The sequence below is a fragment of the Bacillus cereus group sp. N21 genome (assembly GCF_016483395.1).
GTDB classification, from domain to species: Bacteria; Bacillota; Bacilli; order Bacillales; family Bacillaceae_G; genus Bacillus_A; species Bacillus_A pseudomycoides.
The window spans coordinates 20,785-38,733 of record NZ_JAEHBX010000017.1; the positions used below are offsets into that span (position 1 = coordinate 20,785).

A 17,949-nucleotide genomic window follows, 5' to 3' on the forward strand; every position below is an offset into this window, starting at 1 on the left:
GCAAGGTTCTCATTAAGAGACCTTGCTTTTCTTTTTTAGAGGCATCATTTTTCCATATGTGCCAAGGCGCCAAATATATTCAAGTGGACCGTACTGATAATGAGAGAGCCACCAGCGACTAATACAGATTTGTAATGTATAAAAGCCGATGCAAAATATTGGGCCGATCCATAATGGTACTGGTAAATAATTTTTGAAAAACAGACCAAACACAAGCAATGTAATGATTGTGCTTGAAATGTAATTTGTTAGTGCCATTCGACCTACATATTGGAATGGACGTAATAGCTTCTGCCAACGCTCCTTCTGTAATAAGCGCATAAGTGTGAAAATGTAAAAGATAAATAATGTTTTCCCGCTAAACATTGTAAGACCTCTCATGTAGATTGGTTCATATGGCTGTTTTGCCACAAAGTAGCGAATCATGAAGAACCAAATAGGTAATGTTAAAACGAACATAATGATTTGCCACTTTTTTAGTTTTGGATCTAGTTCATTCGTTCGGCGGAAAATGTCGTTTTTGCCGGCATATAAGCCGAGAAAGAATAATCCAACTATTTCTGGAAGTATAAAAAGGTTTGTCTGGATTACTTCAGAATAAAAGTCTGTAAAGCGATCTTGCACTTGTACTCCCCAATTTTCTAAAGGCATAATAGGGAGGGAAGTTCTTAATTCTTCTATTGGCATAAACATAAGGAGTAAACTCATTAGTAGCATGAAAAACTGGAAAAGTCCTAATAGAACTAAAGCCCATATTAAAACAGTACGAGGCTTTCTTTTATAAAATAAAAATAAGAAAAATCCTGCAATTGCATAGCTATGTAAAATATCCCCATCCCATAAAAGGACATAATGCATGAAGCCGAATAATAATAAGATGAGGAGACGACGAACAAATAATGTTTTTGGATGATCTGTTTTTGTCTCAGCACGCTGCATGAAAATGTAAAATCCTAGTCCAAACAAAAATGAAAAAATAGTATAAAATTTTGTTTGAATAAACATGTCATAAAATAGGCGAATATAACGGTCTATTCCTTCATAACCTCCTGTGATTTCACTAGTGTCAACACCAGCAATAACAGGCCAGTTAACAAGAAAAATACCAAATACAGCAATCCCTCTAATAATATCGATAGAATGAATCCTCTCACCGTGCGAAACGCTTTGTTCCATTATTTTCCTCCTTTGAATAAAGCCCTTTTATTATACAAAATGTTATCAAAAGGAGATAGAGGGGATTTCCAATTTTTGAAACTGTTAAGATGTTTGTTATGAGATATAATAAGGATGCACAGCAAGTTTTTCACTCCTTTAAAACAGGTAGTAAAGAAGCTCCTTATTTTCAAGGAGCTTCTTTTTTAGAAATTAATATTGATAATGATTCTCTTTAATGATAAAATATACTCAAAAGTGATAATCATTATCAAAAAAGGTTGGTGTGCTAAATATGGTATATGCATTAGTTGCAGGAACGGTGGCTGTGTATGCTGTCGTTACAAAATATGTGTTAAATGGAGTCGGAGCAACAAAATGAACAAACTTACATAGAATCCCTTTCATCTGTCAAAAGAATGAAAGGGATTTTTTATTTTTAATGAGAATATCCTGAAAATTTAGTATGATAGTAGGGTATATACATCTTGGAATAAAGGGGAACAAGGGGATGACAAACATAGTACAGACAAACAGTATGAAAAAGCTTGTTTGTTTTTATGAAGAATGGCAGAAGCATGGTGATACGGAAAATAGTTTGAAGTTGTTTGAAGTAATTCAAAAATATAAGCAAGAACAGCTTATGATTGCTTTTTGCGGTCACTTTTCTGCTGGAAAATCGACAATGATGAATCACTTATATAAAGCGCAGTTATTACCAACAAGTCCGATTCCGACAAGCGCGAACGTTGTTAAAATTGAAAAGGGACAGGACCGTGTTGTTGTGACAGTGAAATCTGGAGAGCATTATGAATATGATGGTGCATACTCGGCGGAAGAATTGAAACAGCTTTGTAAAAATGGTGATGAAATAATTGGCGTTCATATTTATCGAAATGATGCGCCAATTCCTGATGGCGTTATGCTCGTTGATACACCTGGAATTGATTCAACAGATGATGCGCATCAATTAGCAACAGAATCAACACTCCATCTTGCGGATGTTATTTTTTACATGATGGATTATAACCATGTTCAGTCAGAAGTGAATTTGCAGTTTGTGAAAGAATTAAAGCAGCGTAATAAAACAGTTTATCTTGTTATCAATCAAATCGATAAGCATAAAGAAAATGAGCTATCATTTGAAGATTATAGGCAAAGTGTGAGTCAATCGTTTTCTAACTGGGATATTGAAGTAGATGGTATTTTTTATACTTCTTTACGAATGATGAACCATTCGTATAATGAAATACAAAGATTAGAGAAATTGCTTTCTTCGATTATGAAAGAGCGTGAGCAGTATGTGAGCAATGGTATGGAAAGAGAAACGGCATATTTATTACAAGAACATTTTTCATTTATTCTTTCAGAAAATGAAAAACAATTAATGCCCTACCAAAAAGAATTAGCATTACCCCTATCGCTTACAGACGTAATGGAAAAGAAAGAAGAGCTTATTGAAAATAAACGACGTGTGGCTAGTAAAGAATCGGACGTGAAAAATGAATTTATAAAAGGATTGCAAGCAATATTAGACAATGCTTACTTAATGCCATTTGAAATGAGAGAGCTAGCAAATCAATATTTAGAAACGAAGCTAACGAAGTTTAAAGTTGGTTTGCTATTTGCAAAAGGAAAAACAGAGCAAGAAAAACAGCGACGTTTAGATGCATTTTATTTAGCACTAGGGAAGACCGTTGAAACACAGATTGATTTTCATGTGAAAGAGTTTATTGTGGCTTTCTTAAAAGATGAAGGGATGTTTACAGAAGAAGTCGGAAAAGACATATATGCACTGCGAATTTCTTTTGGTCCAGAATTATTAGCAGAAACCATTAAACAAGGTGCAGGGTTTACAGGAGATTACTTGCTTCTTTATACAGCGGATGTTGCGAATGAGCTGAAGAAACGCTACTTTATGAAAGCACAGCAAATTTTTGAGCAAAGCACGGGCGTTTTACGGAAAAAGATGGAGAAAGAGATTGCTCATATTGAACAAGAAATTGAGCAATATACTATGTTACAGACAGCAAAAGAAACAAAATTACAATATATTGAGGCGTATGATAAATACGAGAATTACTTACAAGGTATTTGGAGCGATCATGTACCGGTGCCAAATGAATTGCAAGTAGAAAAAGTATTACAAGGGAAGAAACAGGTTGTAAATGAGAAGTTTACATTACAAGAACAAGAGGTACAAAGTGATAGTATTTCGTATAAGGAAGAAAATATAAAAACAACAGCAACATTAAATATTCATCGTATATTAGAACAAGTAAAAGATGCGGAAACAATATTAGAAACTCTTCCTACACTTAAACATTTGCATCAAGAAGTTGTCGGGAAAAGAAAACGTGTTGAAACAAAGCAATTTACAGTAGCGTTATTTGGAGCTTTTAGTGCAGGGAAATCATCATTTGCAAATGCATTGCTTGGTGCGAATGTACTCCCAGTATCACCAAATCCAACAACGGCGACGATTAATCATATTTTACCGATTACAGAAGACAAACCTCACGGCACAGTAATTGTTCAGTTTAAATCGAAGCAGGCGCTATTAGAAGATATGAAAGCAGTTTATAAATTGTTTTATTATGAAATAAAGACATTTGAAGAAGCGTTATTACAAATAGATACAATCCTACAATACCCGTCACCAAGTGGAAAGCAGAAAACAACATTTAGTTTTTTACGTGCAGTGCAGAGGGGATATCAAGCAGTTTCTAATCATTTGGGAGAACAAGTGCAAGTTACGTTAGAGGAATTCTCTGATTATGTAGCGAATGAAGAGAAATCATGTTTTGTTGAATATATGGAATTATACTATGATTGTGCTTTAACGAGACAAGGCGTTGCACTTGTTGATACACCAGGAGCAGATTCTATTAATGCTCGACATACAGACGTTGCATTCCAATATATTAAAAACGCTGATGCGATTTTATTTGTAACATACTACAATCATGTCTTTTCAAGGGCGGATCGTGAATTTTTAATTCAACTTGGCCGTGTCAAAGATACATTTGCGCTTGATAAAATGTTCTTTTTAATTAACGCAGCGGATTTAGCTCAGTCTGAGGATGAACTTGAAATGGTAAAAGGCTATATAGCAGACCAGCTCCTGCAATACGGTATCCGAAATCCACGTCTATTTGCAATTTCGAGCTTATGTGCACTTGAGGAGAAACAAGGAAAGAGTATTGCAAAAGAAAAGTATGGTATCTTGAAAAATTCGGGGATTACAAAGTTTGAAGAATCATTTACATCCTTTATGATGCGTGATTTAATGCTCGTATCTGTCCATTCTTTATATAGCGCATTGCAAAGTGCTGAGCAGCTTCTTGTAAATATGATACAAGGAGCAAAGCAAGGGAACGATGAGAAAGAAAAACAAATAAAAAAATATGAAGCAGAACGTGAGCAGCTACTTCATATTATTTCATCGTATAGTGTACTTGCAGAAGAGCAAGCGATGCAAAATGAAGTGAAAGAACTGTTATATTATGTGCAGCAACGTCTATTTTTACGTTATAACGATGTGTTTACTGAATTTATTAACCCAGCATCCCTTCGAACAGATGGAAATGTGAAAATTAAGTTGCAAGAATGTCTCATGGAACTTGTAGCCTTTATCCAACATGATTTATTACAGGAAATGCGAGCAACGTCACTACGTCTTGAAAAATGGATGGATGAAGCGATGCAACGTGCAAAAGATGAAATTGCAGTGAAATGTAAGTTGGAAAACGAATCTATTTCTATGAATGGGACAGCAGATTATGAATACCAAGTTATTACGCATAAAGAGCCGTTTCCTTCTATAGAAATAAAGCATTTTAAAAAGGCATTATCTCATTTCAAAAATGAGAAAAGTTTCTTTGAAAAAAATGATAAAGCAACAATGCAGGAAGATACGAAGGAATCACTTGAGCCTGTCGTATCCCAATATGTAGCTGATGAAGAAGAGATATTTATCCAGCATTATAAACAAGAATGGGAATTGAAATGGGACTTATTCAAAAAAGTGATGCAGGAAGATGTTAAGCAATATTATGCAAGTGTATTATTCGCTTTAGCAGAGACAATTGATGTGTCGCTATATGAACAAAGTAAGGAACAATTACAGAAACAGTTAGCAGCAATCGAAAAAGAAATTCATATTTTATAAGCTCTATGAAAAAAAGATTCGTTCAATTTTCTTTTGTAATACAGCATCCAGAGATTTTACGAATCCTGCAAATTCATCTGTAGAAATCATATGAGTCAGAACTAACCGTCTGCCATCTGGTGTTTCACCGCATAAGACGAATGAAGAAAACTCATATGTTTTTCCATCTACAACTAATTTTGGGTGGGAATATGTTCCGTTTTTCTTTTTCTTTCCATCAATCGAGATGACGTTGCATTTTTTCTCATTGTTGTCCATGGTGAATCCCTCCTTTGTATTACTTATGGTAGACAAGGAGGGTTTAGAACAAGAGAGAAAGGGGAAATTTCATGAAAATTGTCATGGAACGTATTTCGCAAGATAAGGCGCCGATGTCATTATTGTTGCTTGCTGATCCCAGTGAGAGGCAAATTAATTCATATTTGAAGAGAGGTCTTTTATATATTGCAAAATATGAAGAAAATGTTATAGGCGTATATGTATTACTTGAAACAAGACCGCAAACAATGGAAATTATGAATATCGCTGTTTCAGAAGAAATACAAGGGCAAGGACTTGGAAAACAGTTATTACAGCATGCAATTGCAACTGCCAAAGGAAAACACATGCATAACCTTGAGGTAGGGACAGGGAATTCTAGTATTTCACAGCTTGCTTTCTATCAAAAATGTGGTTTTCGTATTTATTCTATTGATTTTGATTACTTTTCGAAGCATTATGAAGAAGAGATTATTGAAAATGGGATTGTATGCCGAGATATGATTCGGCTTACAATAGAACTCTAGTCATTTTCTTATGAAGAATTGGCGAGAAAGTATAAATTATTTAGGGGGAAGAGAAGATGGAAGTACATAAAGCAATTACAGCACATTCTCGTAAACAAAATGAAATTGTGACAACATTTTTACAGTTAGAAGCACAGCGTGAAGCGGCAATTGAAGCAGCAGTAGCACTTGCGTCAAATGGAAAACATTTCTCAGTAGATGCAATTAATATGGTAACGAAGCAAATCAATGCTCTTGCTAAACGAGGTGTTGCACCGCAACGTAAAATTGTAACAGAAGATATGGTTATGGAGTATGTAGGTCGTCTGCAAGAGAAAGAAGGTCGTTAAGCATGATTGTTACAGTCGAATGGTTACGTGATCACATAGAAGATGAACATGTCCGTGTAGTCGATTGTCGTTTTGACTTAGCTGATTCAAATTTGGGACGAAAGCAGTATGAAAAAGAACATATTCCCCATGCATTATATTTTGACTTAAATCTTGATTTATCAAGCGCTGTTACGGAGCATGGTGGTCGTCATCCACTCCCAAGTCTTGAGAATTTTGCCGAAAAGCTTTCTCAGGCTGGTATTGATAAAAATACGACAGTGGTTGCATATGATAGTCAAGCTGGTGCAATGGCTTCGCGTCTATGGTGGCTATTAACATATGTAGGACATCAAAAAGCATATGTGTTAAATGGTGGGTTTCCTGCTTGGAAAGACCAAAATTTATCTACAACAGCTGAAGTTCCAACCATTGAACGGAAAAAATTCATACCGAATGTGCAAGACAACATGCTTGTAACGATGAAAGATGTGAAAGAAAAAATTCGTACAAATGCAGATGTTACGTTAATTGATTCGAGAGAGCCAAAACGTTATGCTGGCGCTGAAGAATCTGTTGATCCTAAAGCTGGTCACATTCCAACAGCAGAAAATTATTTTTGGAAAGATGGAATCACATCGGAAGGTCAGTTCAAAGATAAAGAGGAACAAGAAGATCGTTTCCGCTATCTTAGTAAAGAGAAGGAAACAATCGTCTATTGCGGATCTGGTGTAACAGCATGCCCGAATGTATTAGCGTTACAAACAGCTGGTTTTCGTAACGTGAAGTTATATGCTGGAAGCTGGAGTGATTGGATTTCTTATCCAGAAAACCAAATTGTAAAAGAAGGACAGTAACCTCTTGCATGCAAAAATATTTTGTATTAAAATAAGGTCACAAGCAAGAATTTGCTTCAAAACATTACATTTTACACATTGCATGCAATGTGATAAGATAACGACAAGTAAATAAAACATCCTGCGGTGTACGTAACTTATTTATGTCTAAAACCGATGTTAGTTATACGGAAGCTCAACATTTAGCGACCATCATCAAGCCTTCCATGTGGAGGAAGATGTACGGTAGCTGTGAGGGCATCCACCTGCGAGTAGCGGGTTTTTGGACATTTACGAGGGACGGCACGTGCGGGGGTCTTATTTTAACTAACATTATATAAAATTCCTACGGTGTACGTAGCTTATGTATGTCTTAAACCAATAAGTATAATACGGAAGTTCAATATTTAAATGTAAACAGCATGCCATCTTTTTAAGAAGGAAGCTGAAAGCATTTATGAGAACATCCACCTGTGAGAGCAGGTTTATGGACATCTAGAGAGAACGGCATGTGTGGGGCTATATAAAAAACCTTACGTTTTATACGTAAGGTTTTTTTGTTTTAGGAACCTTTTATCGGGACTATGGAAATGATTAGAATTTCATTGTGTGGAGAGCATAAAAATATTAGAAATCAAATGAAACTCCCAATTATGGGAGTTTCATTTGATTGTTACCCCGCATTAACGGACAGTAAGACTCCCACCTCAAAATTCTGCAAAAACAAAGAAGTTAGGTGGGAGTCTTACTGTCCGTAAAAGCCCGATTCGTTCAACTAATAATCAGTGGGGGATGAAGAAAACCCCCACTGATTAAAGTTTCACTTTATCTGTGCCCACCTGTAAAATTTCCATAATAAACATAGCACTTTCGGTCTTCATCAATCTCTCTGGAATCTAAGGCGAGTTCCATAAATATTCCGTCTTTTTGAACGTACAAAATATCTGAATGGAGATACGTTAAAATCTCGTCATGGTTCCATACATCTTTACTTTCTATTAAAATTGAATTTGCCTCTTGTAGTTCTCTAATCTCAAAACCTATATGGGAATATGTAGGCTCTGAAGGATCATCGAAGAACGCTTCTTTTTGGACATATAATACTGCTGTTCCATCAGGATCCATCACGGTCGCTGTTACGACATATGTATCTCCTTCTTTAATGAAATACTCACAAGTCATCCTTGCGACGGTTTCGGAAACAGGAATGTTCGCGTAGCTCCATAGGGCAGGGTATTGTTTCGCTTCATCATTGAGTCGATATTCTAACCGCAATTGTACTCCCTCTTCCTTTTTCTTCTATTTTATCATGAATTCTATTATAATAAAAAAATAATATACAAAGGAGCGTTGGAAAGTGACAAAAACCAAATGGTTAGTAACAGGTGTTCTTACTTCTTTAATGACTAGCACTTTATCTGGATGTACAGAAGATCTCCCTCCAAAACCGAAGGATAAGAGTTGTGCTGATTGGGATTGGGATGATGAACTTGGTGTGTGGCGATGTGATGACAACCGTTCAAGTTATCATGGGCATTATTATTACGGTAGTACATACTATCAAAATAAATCCACCTTCAAAAATTCATCTGAATTTAAGTCCTACCAAGCTTCGTCCAATTTTAAAGGGGGAATTGGAAGCGGTTCAAAGGGTGGATTCGGAGGTTAAATTATGTCGCTTTACATAAAGAAACGAAGTGAATTTTATTCAAGGTTCCCTCACTTTTGGTCTGACTTATACGGGAGTGAGTATAGCCTTTTTCATGTTTTTGAAATAACAGAACAAATAATCCAAGATTTGCAATTAGCAACAGAAAGAATGGGGAAAGTATTTTTTAAGACTGCTAGGCTTCTTCGGACCTTGTCTGACGCTCAGCTTCTTGAATTTGGTTTTCCATCTTCAAGTTTGCCTTTTATTAGAATGAAATCTCTGTTTCCTGAATCTATTATTTCACGGTTTGATTTTGTTTTGAAGGATAGTGGTATCAAAATGCTTGAGTTTAATAGTGATACTCCAACTTTTATCGTGGAATGCTTTCAAATGAATGGAGTGGTTTGTAAAGAATTAGATTATCATGATCCGAATAAGAATCAGGAACGTCTTCTCTCTTCTGGTATCACAAAAGCTGTGATGGAGGCTGCTAAGGGAATAGAAAGTCCAAATGTTGTCTTCACAGCCCATCATGAAAATATAGAGGATTGGAATACGACTGCGTATTTGAGTCAGCTATGTCAGGTTAAAAACAAAATGATGTCAATGCCAGAACTCAGAATTACTGACGATGCTTTGGTCGACAGAGACGGTGTGCCAATTGATATTTTGTATCGTCAGACATATCCTATTGAAGACTTGGTTGAGGACAGGGATCCCAAAACCGGAGATCTTGTAGGGATTGAGCTACTGCAACTTGTAAAGGAAGGAAAGCTCTTTATTATAAATCCTATCTCATCCTTTCTGCTTCAGCCAAAATCGATTCAATGCCTGATTTGGGGATTGGCCGAGGCGGGCGCTTTTTATACAAATGAGGAACGACAATGGATAAAAAAATATATGCTCCCTACTTACCTAGAACAGGATCCTTTTTTAGGGAAAAGTTCTTTTGTTCAAAAGCCTTCGTTCGGTAGAGAAGGCGACACGGTTACAATTCGTGACAAAGACACCAATATTGTTAGTCAAAATTCATATCAAACGTATAAAAAAGAACTTCCTGTATTTCAAAAATATATAAAGCTTCCAGTTGTTTCACTTGAGACTGAAAGGGGAAACGAGGAGCTGTCGTATGTGTTTGGATCGTTTTTAATTGCAGGAAAACCAAGTAGTATTGGTATACGTGCCGGTGAAAAAATTACGGGGAATGAATCTTATTATTTACCTGTAGGAATTAAAAAGGAGGATTATAAATGATAAATTTCTTACTTTATTTAGCGATTTCAATCGGTCTTTTATGTATCGGTCTGTTTCTTATGGAAGTGACAACGAAAGTCAAGGAATTTTCGTTAATGGCGAAAGGTAATAAAGCAGCAAGTTATGCACTTGGAGGAAGACTTCTTGGTCTTGCTATTGTTTTGTATTCGACCGCAGCTAATTCTATTTCATTTTTGGATATGGTTTTATGGGGAGCGATTGGAATTTTAGCACAGATTATTGTGTTTTATTTAGCTGAATGGCTCACACCGCGTTTTAATATCAATCAAAGCATCGAAGAAGATAATCAGGCCGTCGGACTTTTCCTTATGTTTTTATCAATTTCCATCGGAATCGTGATTGCTGGGTGTTTAACGTATTGAAAAACCTTGAACTGAAGGTGTTGACATCTATTTTAAATAGGAGTAACATTTTCTATGTAATAAAAAAATAAGTCTCTGTTAGGTGAGGCTCCTGTATAGAGAAATGCTACTGCCCAAAAATGTCGAGAGACGCCAATGGGTCAACAGGAATGATCGAATTAAGGTTTTTCTTAACGTAGCTGGTAATGTACCTATGCTATACAGTGCTAAAACTCGGCGAGGGAGAGGTTCGCAGATTTCTATGTTGATTAGGAATCGCTTATTTACGTATGTAATGACCTTTACTCGCTTATGAGTAAAGGTCTTTTTATTAACAAACTATGACCATTTCCATAGTATAAATACTGACTAACAAATGAAAGAGGAGGTGAGGAGCATGTCAAATTCTGACTCGGTTCCGTTACCCATATACTGCAAAACAAAAATATATGATGTAGGCAGGAAACGACTTGTTCCTCCCTCTATAATTTATCACTAAAATAGCGGGCAGCTTATAGTTATGTGCTGAAATAATTATGAGTTGAGCGTAGACACTTTAACTGAGTTTAGGGATATCCATTGTTAAAGTGAGATAAATTGAGAAACAAAGCGTTTCTTCCTATGTTGTAAAGGAGGAGACGATAATATGTTATATGTAAATAAACTTGTGGGTAACATGTCTCATAAACAAAGTAAAAGAATGATGAAAGAGCAATCTATGTTAAAACAAAATAAAGACTTGTTAATTGAAATTGCAACAAGAGATGTAAAGTCTGTATTTGCTTATTTTAAAACGACAAGAGATGGTCTTTCTATTAAAGAAGCGCAGAAACGCATGCATGTGTACGGGAAAAATGAATTACCTTCAAAAAGAGCAATTCTTTTTGATGTAATGATGAAATTATGTGAAATGCTCCCTGGATTTACAAAGCAACGTGTTCATAATCAAAATCAGTGTGAGATTGTAATGGTTACTGTTTCTAGGATAGAAGGATGTACAACTGCGGAGATGAATAGCGAATCAAAAATAATGAAACTTCCAGTTGAGGAGCTAGTTCCCGGGGATATGATTTTTCTTTCAGCAGGTGATACAGTTCCAGCTGATGTACGTATTATTTTTGCAGAGGATTTGTTAGTAAATGAATCGGTGCTAACAGGGAAAGAAACGAATGTAGAGAAATTTGAAAGCTGTTATCATCTTGAACGCAAACGTTTTATTCCGTTAAAACGAATGAAAGATTACAATCCACTTCAACTTGAAAATGTATGTTTTAAAGGCACACATGTTGTAAATGGAAGTGCGAAGGCTGTGGTCGTTTCAACAGGTAAAAACACGTATTCTGGATTACTTCATACATGCTGTAGTCAAACATGTTAAACTATTAATGGTGCTAAATATATGAAAACATTGTATAATAGATAAAGTTGAACAGAAACGTAGAATGGTAATCTATTTATATAACCTTACGTGATAACGTGAGGTTATTATTTTTTGTTAGTAGGAGAGGAATTATGAAAAAAGTATTGTTAGTTGATGGCATGGCACTATTATTTCGTGCCTTTTACGCAACAAGTGTTTACGGCCAATTTATGAAACGACAAGATGGTACCCCAACAAACGGGATTCATGGTTATATGAAACATTTATTAACAGCGGCGCAAGCGATTGAACCGACGCATATTGTAACGTGCTGGGATATGGGAAGTACGACATTCCGAACAGAATCTTTCTCAAACTATAAAGCAAATCGTGCAGCACCACCAGAAGAATTGATTCCGCAATTTGATCTCGTGCAAGAGATGACATCGAAGTTATCTATTCCTGTAATTGGACTGAAAGGCTATGAGGCTGATGACTGTATTGGTACGTTGGCAAAAGAATACGCTAGTGAGGCAGAAGTATATATTTTAACAGGCGATACAGATTTATTACAGCTTGTTGATACAAATGTTACGGTAATGCTTCTTCGTAAGGGTATTGGAAACTATGAGTATTATACGCCAGAGAAGATTAGGGAAGAAAAGGGTGTAGAGCCTTGGCAAATCGTTCATGCGAAAGCATTTATGGGAGACACGAGTGATAACTACCCAGGTGTAAAAGGAATTGGCGAAAAGACGGCATATAAACTAATTCAAGAACACGGAACCGTAGCGACAGTATTAGAAAATATAGCGGCATTAACAAAAGCACAGCGTACAAAAATTGAAAATGATTTGGAGAATTTAAACATATCATTACAATTAGCACAAATTCATTGTGAAGTTCCGATTTCATGCTCGCTAGAAGAAGGACTGCATACAATTGATGAAGAGAAAGTACGATTTGTTTGCGACCAAATGAACTGGGGAAGACCTGAAATATTTATAAATATGCTGTAAAAGAAATGCTAGAGAGATTGCTTACCACTATAGATAACGTCTGATCAAATATATTTTGATTAGGCGTTATTTTTTATGTGATTTCTTTTAATCGATAAAGTTATCAGAAAAAATACTTAGTTTTCATTTGGAATTCAAATAGATTTCACACGAATCTTTTATTATAAGACTACACAGATAATTACTTATCTTTTATATAAATGATCCTTTGATAAGTTATTTGTAATAGTGAAGGAGGAAATTAAATATGCGAAAAAAAATACGAAAATCATTTAAACAATTATTGATAGAGAATAAACAATTATTATTAAGCGATAAAGAGAATATAAGAGAAATAGAAGAAAAAATCGAAAAAAGGCATGTATCATATCGTGTATCAAGTAACTGAATAAGATAAAAAAATTATGTAAAATCCCTTCATTTATGGTTCGAAGGGGTTTTATTTATATATGGATCATACTTAAGAGCGGGGTTGTGACGGAGAAAGAAGGGGAATGAAATGAGTGAGTTAATAGAAAAGGTGGCGTTACAATTAATTCTTTCTGTTCCATCAAAAAAACAAAGGATCGTTAACGAAAAATTCAAGTTACTAAGAAAACAAAAGTGGTTTCAAGATAAATATGATACCACTGTGATGTTTCAACCAGAGGTAAGAGAGTGTATTATGAAATACGATATTGAAAAGATGTTAAAAAGTGATTTAGAAATTATGATATTTCAGAAAGAATTGAATGGAATATTGATAAAGTAATTTGTTATCCCGCTATTCGCGGGCAGTAAGACCCCCACCTCAAAATTCAGCGAAAGCAAAGAAGTTAGGTGGGGGATTAACTGCGCGCAAATGCCTGATTGGTGAAGGCTAATAATCAGTGGGGGATGAAGAAGTCCCCTCCTGATTAAAGTTTCATTTTATTAAATCACGAACTCTCCCTTCTGAAAAAAGGTTTTTTAAGAGCATACGCTGTATATAGTTATTATTTACTTCTTAAAAAATTGATAGCTAAGGAGGAATAATAATGAAAGCGATTACTGAAGGTGTGCTGTTATGGGAGCCATCAGAGCAACAAATAGAAAGCTCAGGTGTCAGTCTTTTCATGAAATGGCTCAAACAAGAGAAGGGGCTATCTTTTGGAAATCAAAAGGAACTATGGAAATGGTCTGTTGAAGAACTTGAAGTGTTTTGGGAAAGTATTTGGAATTATTGCCAAGTTATTTCTACTACACCGTATCATCAAGTTTTAGAATCAAGAAAGATGCCCGGGGCAAAATGGTTCCCGGGTGCTACTTTAAATTATGCGGAACATATTTTTCGAAATGCAAGAAAAAATAAACCGGCAGTAATTTTTCAATCAGAAACCACTCCGAGAACAGAATTAAGCTGGAAAGAACTTCAGGAAAAGACAGCGATGGTGGCCAATTCTCTAAAGGAATTAGGGGTTAAACCAGGAGATCGTGTTGTGGCTTATATGCCTAACGTTCCTGAAACTATAATTGCTTTTTTAGCATGTGCCAGCATTGGAGCGGTTTGGTCCAGCTGTTCTCCTGATTTCGGGACAAATACTGTTATTGATCGATTTAAACAAATTGAACCGACAATTTTATTTGCAGTCGACGGGTATTCCTATAATAGTAAAATTCAGAATAGAATAACAAATGTTTCGGAAATTCAATCGAGCCTACCTACCTTAAAGCAGACAGTTTTAATCCCTTATGTTGGCAGTAATGATTCTGAATTGAATAATCGTACAATGTATTGGAATGACCTATTGCGAGGAGATTATGATCTTGTTTTCGAAAAGGTCCCATTTGATCATCCTCTTTGGATTTTATTTTCTTCTGGAACGACAGGGTTGCCAAAGCCAATTGTACAAAGTCAAGGTGGAATATTATTAGAACAGCTTAAGACATTATTAGTTGAGCAAGGTGTTAACCGAGATGATGTGTTTTTTTGGTTTACAACGACAGGGTGGATGATGTGGAATCTTTTAGTGGGTGGTCTTTTAGCTGGAGGTACAATTGTTTTATATGACGGCAGCCCATCTTATCCTAGTATACATAGATTATGGGATCTTGCCGAAGAAGTTGGTGTGACTTTCTTTGGTACAAGTGCCGGTTTCCTAAGTGCATGTATGAAATTTGGGATTAAGCCGAAAGAAAGAAACAGTTTTTCTAAGTTAAAGGCTATTTGTTCAACTGGTTCACCTCTACCTGTGGAAGGGTTTTTATGGGTATATGAAAATGTGAAAACAGATGTATGGCTTGTTTCGACCAGTGGAGGAACTGATGTATGTACTGCATTTGTTGGTGGCTCTCCTATATTGCCTGTTTACGCAGGTGAAATACAAACTCGTTCTTTAGGTGCAAACGTACAATCATTTGATGATGAAGGGAATTCGATTACTAATGAAGTTGGAGAGTTGGTTATAACTTCTCCAATGCCATCTATGCCTATATATTTATGGGGAGATGACAATAATAAGCGTTATCTTGAAAGTTATTTTGAGATGTATCCAGGGATTTGGAGACATGGTGATTGGATTAAATTTGATGATAAAGGCAGCTGTGTCATTTTCGGGCGATCAGACTCTACGATCAATCGGCTAGGAGTACGTCTAGGGACGAGCGAAATCTATCGTGTAGTTGAGTCCCTGGATGCCATTATAGAGAGTTTAGTAGTGGATTTAGAGCTCCTTGGACGTAGATCATTTATGCTGCTATTTGTGGTATTAAAACCTGAAGTAAATATGAGTGATAACTTAAAAGAAACAATAAGAGCTGAAATAAAACAAAAAGTTTCGCCTCGGTTTGCCCCTGACGAAATTTACGTAGTAGAGCAAATTCCGAAAACATTGAGTGGGAAAAAACTAGAAGTCCCAATTCGCAAAATTCTATTAGGATTTCCGGCAGAAAAGGTAGTCAATCAAGGTTCCATGGCGAATCCTGAATCATTAAGCTTTTTTATGGATTTAGCACGAATTATCAATAAGCAAGAATAATAGAGTTCTTCCTTATTTATCCTGCTATTCGTGGGCAGTAAGATCTCCACCTCAAGATTCAAAGAAAAACGAGGAAGGTAGGTGGGGATCGGGTTGCCCGTAAAAAAACGATTGGTGAGGGCTAATAATCAGTGGTGGATGAAGAAAACCCCCACTGATTAAAGTTTCAAAGGAGTTGTATTGAGACATTCATTTATGGAATATAGAAGGAGGATAGATAGTGATTGCAATAGAGAGAATTCAGGAAAATGATATACCGCATCTTATAAATTTATCTGAATCAGTTGGATGGGATTATAGCTCAGAAGAAATTAAAACAATTGTTAATTCTGGAATTATATATGGTGGGAAAAATAAGCAAGGTGAAATAATCGCTAGTGCAGCTATCATCCTATATGGAGAGAAACTAGCATCTATTGGTATGGTTATTGTACATCCTCAGTATAAAGGAAAGGGGATTGGAAGAAAAATTACAGAGGCTTGTATAAGAAGTGTTTCAGAAAAGACATCGATTATGCTTATTGCTACAGAAGAAGGAAGACCTTTATATGAAAGATTAGGTTTTCAAGTGGTTAGTCATGTTTCAAAGTATATATGTAATCAGTATGTAACTCCTAAAGATTACGATAGAAATGAGCAACATATTTTTATGGATTATGATAAGGGAGATAGTAATGGGATTGTGAAGTTAGATGAAGCCGCTTTCGGGGTAAATAGAAGTAATTTTATACAGAGAAGAATTGAACAATCTGAGCAATGTATAGTTGTAAAAGACAAAGAAAATTATATTGTGGGATATGGAATGAGCGTACAAACTCCAGAAAATAGAATTATAGGATCAATTGTCGCGCCGAATGATCATATCGCAACTACAATTGTTCATCATTTGGCAAAAGATTATAAAGGAAGGCTTAGAATTGATGTACCAGAAGGAAAAGAATTTTTTATGACAGTGCTCGAGACAGTTGGATTTCAAAAGGTAAATCAACCACCAATTATGTTGAAAAACAGCACTCAATTTTTGAAAAGAAATGGTGAATTATATGGAATTGCTGCACAGATATTTGGATGAAAAAGATTCCTTGTGAACTACCCGCCACTTAAATTCTAACGAATTTTGAAGTGGGGGCTTCTCAGTTCCACGACGAAAGCAACCTTTCGTCTCCCTGAGCGTTACTTCGGGTTATTCCACCCCTAGATGTCCAACGCTTGGACGTTCTTTTTTACGGTTGATATTTTACGCAGGAACCGAACGGCTTGGTTTTCGCACTTTGTTTTCTTCCTGCAACCTTATATATCAAGTTATCAAAGAACTTCATGTGTCTAGTTTATCAAAAATCTTTTTGCTATGCCAAACCGAAATTCATCTCCCACCTAGCGTTGGGCTATCGCCCTACACACGCTTGAAGAAGGAGAATTCTTTCGGATAGAGTGTTAAAAAAGGAATCTTTTAAATTTATAAATGTGATTTTTCTATTCTCGATATTGATTATGAATAGGGGAAAATAGAGCTTCTTCGACATCTCTAACAACAGAAAAATGATCCACATTATAATGACCATGTAGTGTTTTATTATGATGTTCAATAATTTTTTTGGCTGATAAAATCGTAGAATCATTCGTGGAATGCCCATTTTTAATTAAAGTGACATCAAATCCCTGTACAGTTGCTGTTCTAACGGCAGTATCAATACAATGCTCTGTTTTGCAGCCGCCTATAACGAGATGACCAATTTCTTTCTCTTTTAAAATGGCATGTAAAGAGGTGTTATAAAATGAATTGGTTGCTTGTTTGTCTATGATTTGTGCTGCATGCGGAATTCTGAGTTCCTCATGTACTTGAAATCCTTTCCCCATACCAGAAGCAACATCAGTATCTCTGACGAAAATAATAAGAGCATTGGATTGAATTGCTTTTTGAATGGCTATATTTATGTTCGTTAATAATTGCTCTTTATGAAATACTGCAGATTCTTGCTCGTTTCCATCAATAAGTTCTTGTTGAGCATCAATAATTAATAGAGCTTGTTTCATTATATTTCTCCTTTTTAT

General features: G+C 35.8%; 17 protein-coding genes, 2 other RNA genes and 1 riboswitch. Of the genes, 15 read left to right on the forward strand and 4 right to left on the reverse strand.

Annotated elements, in window-relative coordinates:
* Nucleotides 1-12: 12 nt before the first annotated feature.
* Complete coding sequence (locus tag JDS96_RS12030) at nucleotides 13-1,176, reverse strand: DUF418 domain-containing protein (RefSeq protein ID WP_199666964.1); 1,164 nt, start codon at nucleotides 1,174-1,176, stop codon at nucleotides 13-15.
* Nucleotides 1,177-1,666: 490 nt separating this feature from the next.
* Between JDS96_RS12030 and JDS96_RS12035 the strand changes: the two genes are divergently transcribed.
* Complete coding sequence (locus JDS96_RS12035; protein WP_199666965.1) at nucleotides 1,667-5,326, forward strand: dynamin family protein; 3,660 nt, start codon at nucleotides 1,667-1,669, stop codon at nucleotides 5,324-5,326.
* A gap of 3 nt (nucleotides 5,327-5,329) precedes the next feature.
* Here JDS96_RS12035 and JDS96_RS12040 read toward each other — a convergent pair whose 3' ends face one another.
* Nucleotides 5,330-5,584 (reverse strand): DUF3931 domain-containing protein, encoded by a 255-nt coding sequence (locus tag JDS96_RS12040; protein WP_000369734.1) that lies wholly within the window; start codon nucleotides 5,582-5,584, stop codon nucleotides 5,330-5,332.
* Between the two features lie 71 nt (nucleotides 5,585-5,655).
* Between JDS96_RS12040 and JDS96_RS12045 the strand changes: the two genes are divergently transcribed.
* The 5 genes from JDS96_RS12045 to ssrS (JDS96_RS12065) all read left to right on the forward strand — a co-directional run bounded on the left by JDS96_RS12045 (nucleotide 5,656) and on the right by ssrS (JDS96_RS12065) (nucleotide 7,779).
* Entirely contained in the window at nucleotides 5,656-6,111 is a 456-nt protein-coding gene (locus JDS96_RS12045; RefSeq protein WP_199666966.1) for a GNAT family N-acetyltransferase, read from the forward strand.
* Nucleotides 6,112-6,167: 56 nt separating this feature from the next.
* The gene (locus JDS96_RS12050) at nucleotides 6,168-6,440 is read left to right on the forward strand and encodes a DUF2533 family protein (protein WP_003196439.1); all 273 of its coding nucleotides are present in this window, start codon (nucleotides 6,168-6,170) and stop codon (nucleotides 6,438-6,440) included.
* Between the two features lie 2 nt (nucleotides 6,441-6,442).
* Nucleotides 6,443-7,276, forward strand: coding sequence for a sulfurtransferase (locus JDS96_RS12055; RefSeq protein WP_199666967.1), 834 nt, complete (start codon nucleotides 6,443-6,445; stop codon nucleotides 7,274-7,276).
* Between the two features lie 115 nt (nucleotides 7,277-7,391).
* Nucleotides 7,392-7,574, forward strand: a non-coding RNA gene (ssrS, locus tag JDS96_RS12060) — 6S RNA.
* Between the two features lie 21 nt (nucleotides 7,575-7,595).
* A non-coding RNA gene (gene ssrS / locus JDS96_RS12065) (6S RNA) lies at nucleotides 7,596-7,779 on the forward strand.
* A 301-nt stretch (nucleotides 7,780-8,080) separates the two neighbouring features.
* On the opposite strand, the gene JDS96_RS12070 is transcribed toward ssrS (JDS96_RS12065), so the two are convergent.
* Complete coding sequence (locus JDS96_RS12070; RefSeq protein ID WP_199666968.1) at nucleotides 8,081-8,530, reverse strand: hypothetical protein; 450 nt, start codon at nucleotides 8,528-8,530, stop codon at nucleotides 8,081-8,083.
* A gap of 82 nt (nucleotides 8,531-8,612) precedes the next feature.
* On the opposite strand from JDS96_RS12070, the gene JDS96_RS12075 reads away from it, so the two are divergent.
* The 9 genes from JDS96_RS12075 (at nucleotide 8,613) to JDS96_RS12115 (ending at nucleotide 16,969) form a co-directional block, all read left to right on the forward strand.
* Nucleotides 8,613-8,924 (forward strand): hypothetical protein, encoded by a 312-nt coding sequence (locus JDS96_RS12075; RefSeq protein WP_003196444.1) that lies wholly within the window; start codon nucleotides 8,613-8,615, stop codon nucleotides 8,922-8,924.
* Between the two features lie 3 nt (nucleotides 8,925-8,927).
* Nucleotides 8,928-10,160, forward strand: coding sequence for a glutathionylspermidine synthase family protein (locus tag JDS96_RS12080; RefSeq protein ID WP_199666976.1), 1,233 nt, complete (start codon nucleotides 8,928-8,930; stop codon nucleotides 10,158-10,160).
* Complete coding sequence (locus tag JDS96_RS12085) at nucleotides 10,157-10,543, forward strand: DUF350 domain-containing protein (protein ID WP_018764315.1); 387 nt, start codon at nucleotides 10,157-10,159, stop codon at nucleotides 10,541-10,543. The genes JDS96_RS12080 and JDS96_RS12085 overlap by 4 nt, the downstream gene beginning before the upstream one ends.
* Before the next feature lie 67 nt (nucleotides 10,544-10,610).
* Nucleotides 10,611-10,774: riboswitch (M-box (ykoK) riboswitch) on the forward strand.
* A gap of 394 nt (nucleotides 10,775-11,168) precedes the next feature.
* Nucleotides 11,169-11,900: a P-type ATPase actuator domain-containing protein gene (locus tag JDS96_RS12090; protein WP_003196451.1), complete on the forward strand. Its 732-nt coding sequence runs from the start codon at nucleotides 11,169-11,171 to the stop codon at nucleotides 11,898-11,900.
* Between the two features lie 134 nt (nucleotides 11,901-12,034).
* A complete protein-coding gene (locus JDS96_RS12095) occupies nucleotides 12,035-12,901 on the forward strand; it encodes a 5'-3' exonuclease (RefSeq protein WP_199666978.1) in 867 nt (288 codons plus the stop codon).
* Between the two features lie 247 nt (nucleotides 12,902-13,148).
* Nucleotides 13,149-13,289 (forward strand): FbpB family small basic protein, encoded by a 141-nt coding sequence (locus tag JDS96_RS12100; protein ID WP_006094338.1) that lies wholly within the window; start codon nucleotides 13,149-13,151, stop codon nucleotides 13,287-13,289.
* Nucleotides 13,290-13,400: 111 nt separating this feature from the next.
* Nucleotides 13,401-13,652 (forward strand): hypothetical protein, encoded by a 252-nt coding sequence (locus JDS96_RS12105; protein WP_018782518.1) that lies wholly within the window; start codon nucleotides 13,401-13,403, stop codon nucleotides 13,650-13,652.
* Between the two features lie 265 nt (nucleotides 13,653-13,917).
* The gene (locus tag JDS96_RS12110) at nucleotides 13,918-15,897 is read left to right on the forward strand and encodes an acetoacetate--CoA ligase (protein ID WP_199666980.1); all 1,980 of its coding nucleotides are present in this window, start codon (nucleotides 13,918-13,920) and stop codon (nucleotides 15,895-15,897) included.
* Between the two features lie 220 nt (nucleotides 15,898-16,117).
* Entirely contained in the window at nucleotides 16,118-16,969 is an 852-nt protein-coding gene (locus JDS96_RS12115; protein WP_199666982.1) for a GNAT family N-acetyltransferase, read from the forward strand.
* A gap of 401 nt (nucleotides 16,970-17,370) precedes the next feature.
* Here JDS96_RS12115 and JDS96_RS12120 read toward each other — a convergent pair whose 3' ends face one another.
* Nucleotides 17,371-17,931, reverse strand: a complete 561-nt coding sequence (locus JDS96_RS12120; RefSeq protein WP_199666984.1) for a cysteine hydrolase family protein — start codon at nucleotides 17,929-17,931, stop codon at nucleotides 17,371-17,373.
* Between the last annotated feature and the right edge of the window lie 18 nt (nucleotides 17,932-17,949).

Coding starts and splice junctions, on each gene's coding strand:
- JDS96_RS12050 (WP_003196439.1), top strand. CDS start 6,168: ATGGAAGTACATAAAGCAATTACAGCACATTCTCGTAAACAAAATGAA.
- JDS96_RS12105 (WP_018782518.1), top strand. CDS start 13,401: ATGAGTGAGTTAATAGAAAAGGTGGCGTTACAATTAATTCTTTCTGTT.
- JDS96_RS12035 (WP_199666965.1), top strand. CDS start 1,667: ATGACAAACATAGTACAGACAAACAGTATGAAAAAGCTTGTTTGTTTT.
- JDS96_RS12090 (WP_003196451.1), top strand. CDS start 11,169: ATGTTATATGTAAATAAACTTGTGGGTAACATGTCTCATAAACAAAGT.
- JDS96_RS12110 (WP_199666980.1), top strand. CDS start 13,918: ATGAAAGCGATTACTGAAGGTGTGCTGTTATGGGAGCCATCAGAGCAA.
- JDS96_RS12045 (WP_199666966.1), top strand. CDS start 5,656: ATGAAAATTGTCATGGAACGTATTTCGCAAGATAAGGCGCCGATGTCA.
- JDS96_RS12085 (WP_018764315.1), top strand. CDS start 10,157: ATGATAAATTTCTTACTTTATTTAGCGATTTCAATCGGTCTTTTATGT.
- JDS96_RS12095 (WP_199666978.1), top strand. CDS start 12,035: ATGAAAAAAGTATTGTTAGTTGATGGCATGGCACTATTATTTCGTGCC.
- JDS96_RS12030 (WP_199666964.1), bottom strand. CDS start 1,176: ATGGAACAAAGCGTTTCGCACGGTGAGAGGATTCATTCTATCGATATT.
- JDS96_RS12055 (WP_199666967.1), top strand. CDS start 6,443: ATGATTGTTACAGTCGAATGGTTACGTGATCACATAGAAGATGAACAT.
- JDS96_RS12080 (WP_199666976.1), top strand. CDS start 8,928: ATGTCGCTTTACATAAAGAAACGAAGTGAATTTTATTCAAGGTTCCCT.
- JDS96_RS12040 (WP_000369734.1), bottom strand. CDS start 5,584: ATGGACAACAATGAGAAAAAATGCAACGTCATCTCGATTGATGGAAAG.
- JDS96_RS12120 (WP_199666984.1), bottom strand. CDS start 17,931: ATGAAACAAGCTCTATTAATTATTGATGCTCAACAAGAACTTATTGAT.
- JDS96_RS12100 (WP_006094338.1), top strand. CDS start 13,149: ATGCGAAAAAAAATACGAAAATCATTTAAACAATTATTGATAGAGAAT.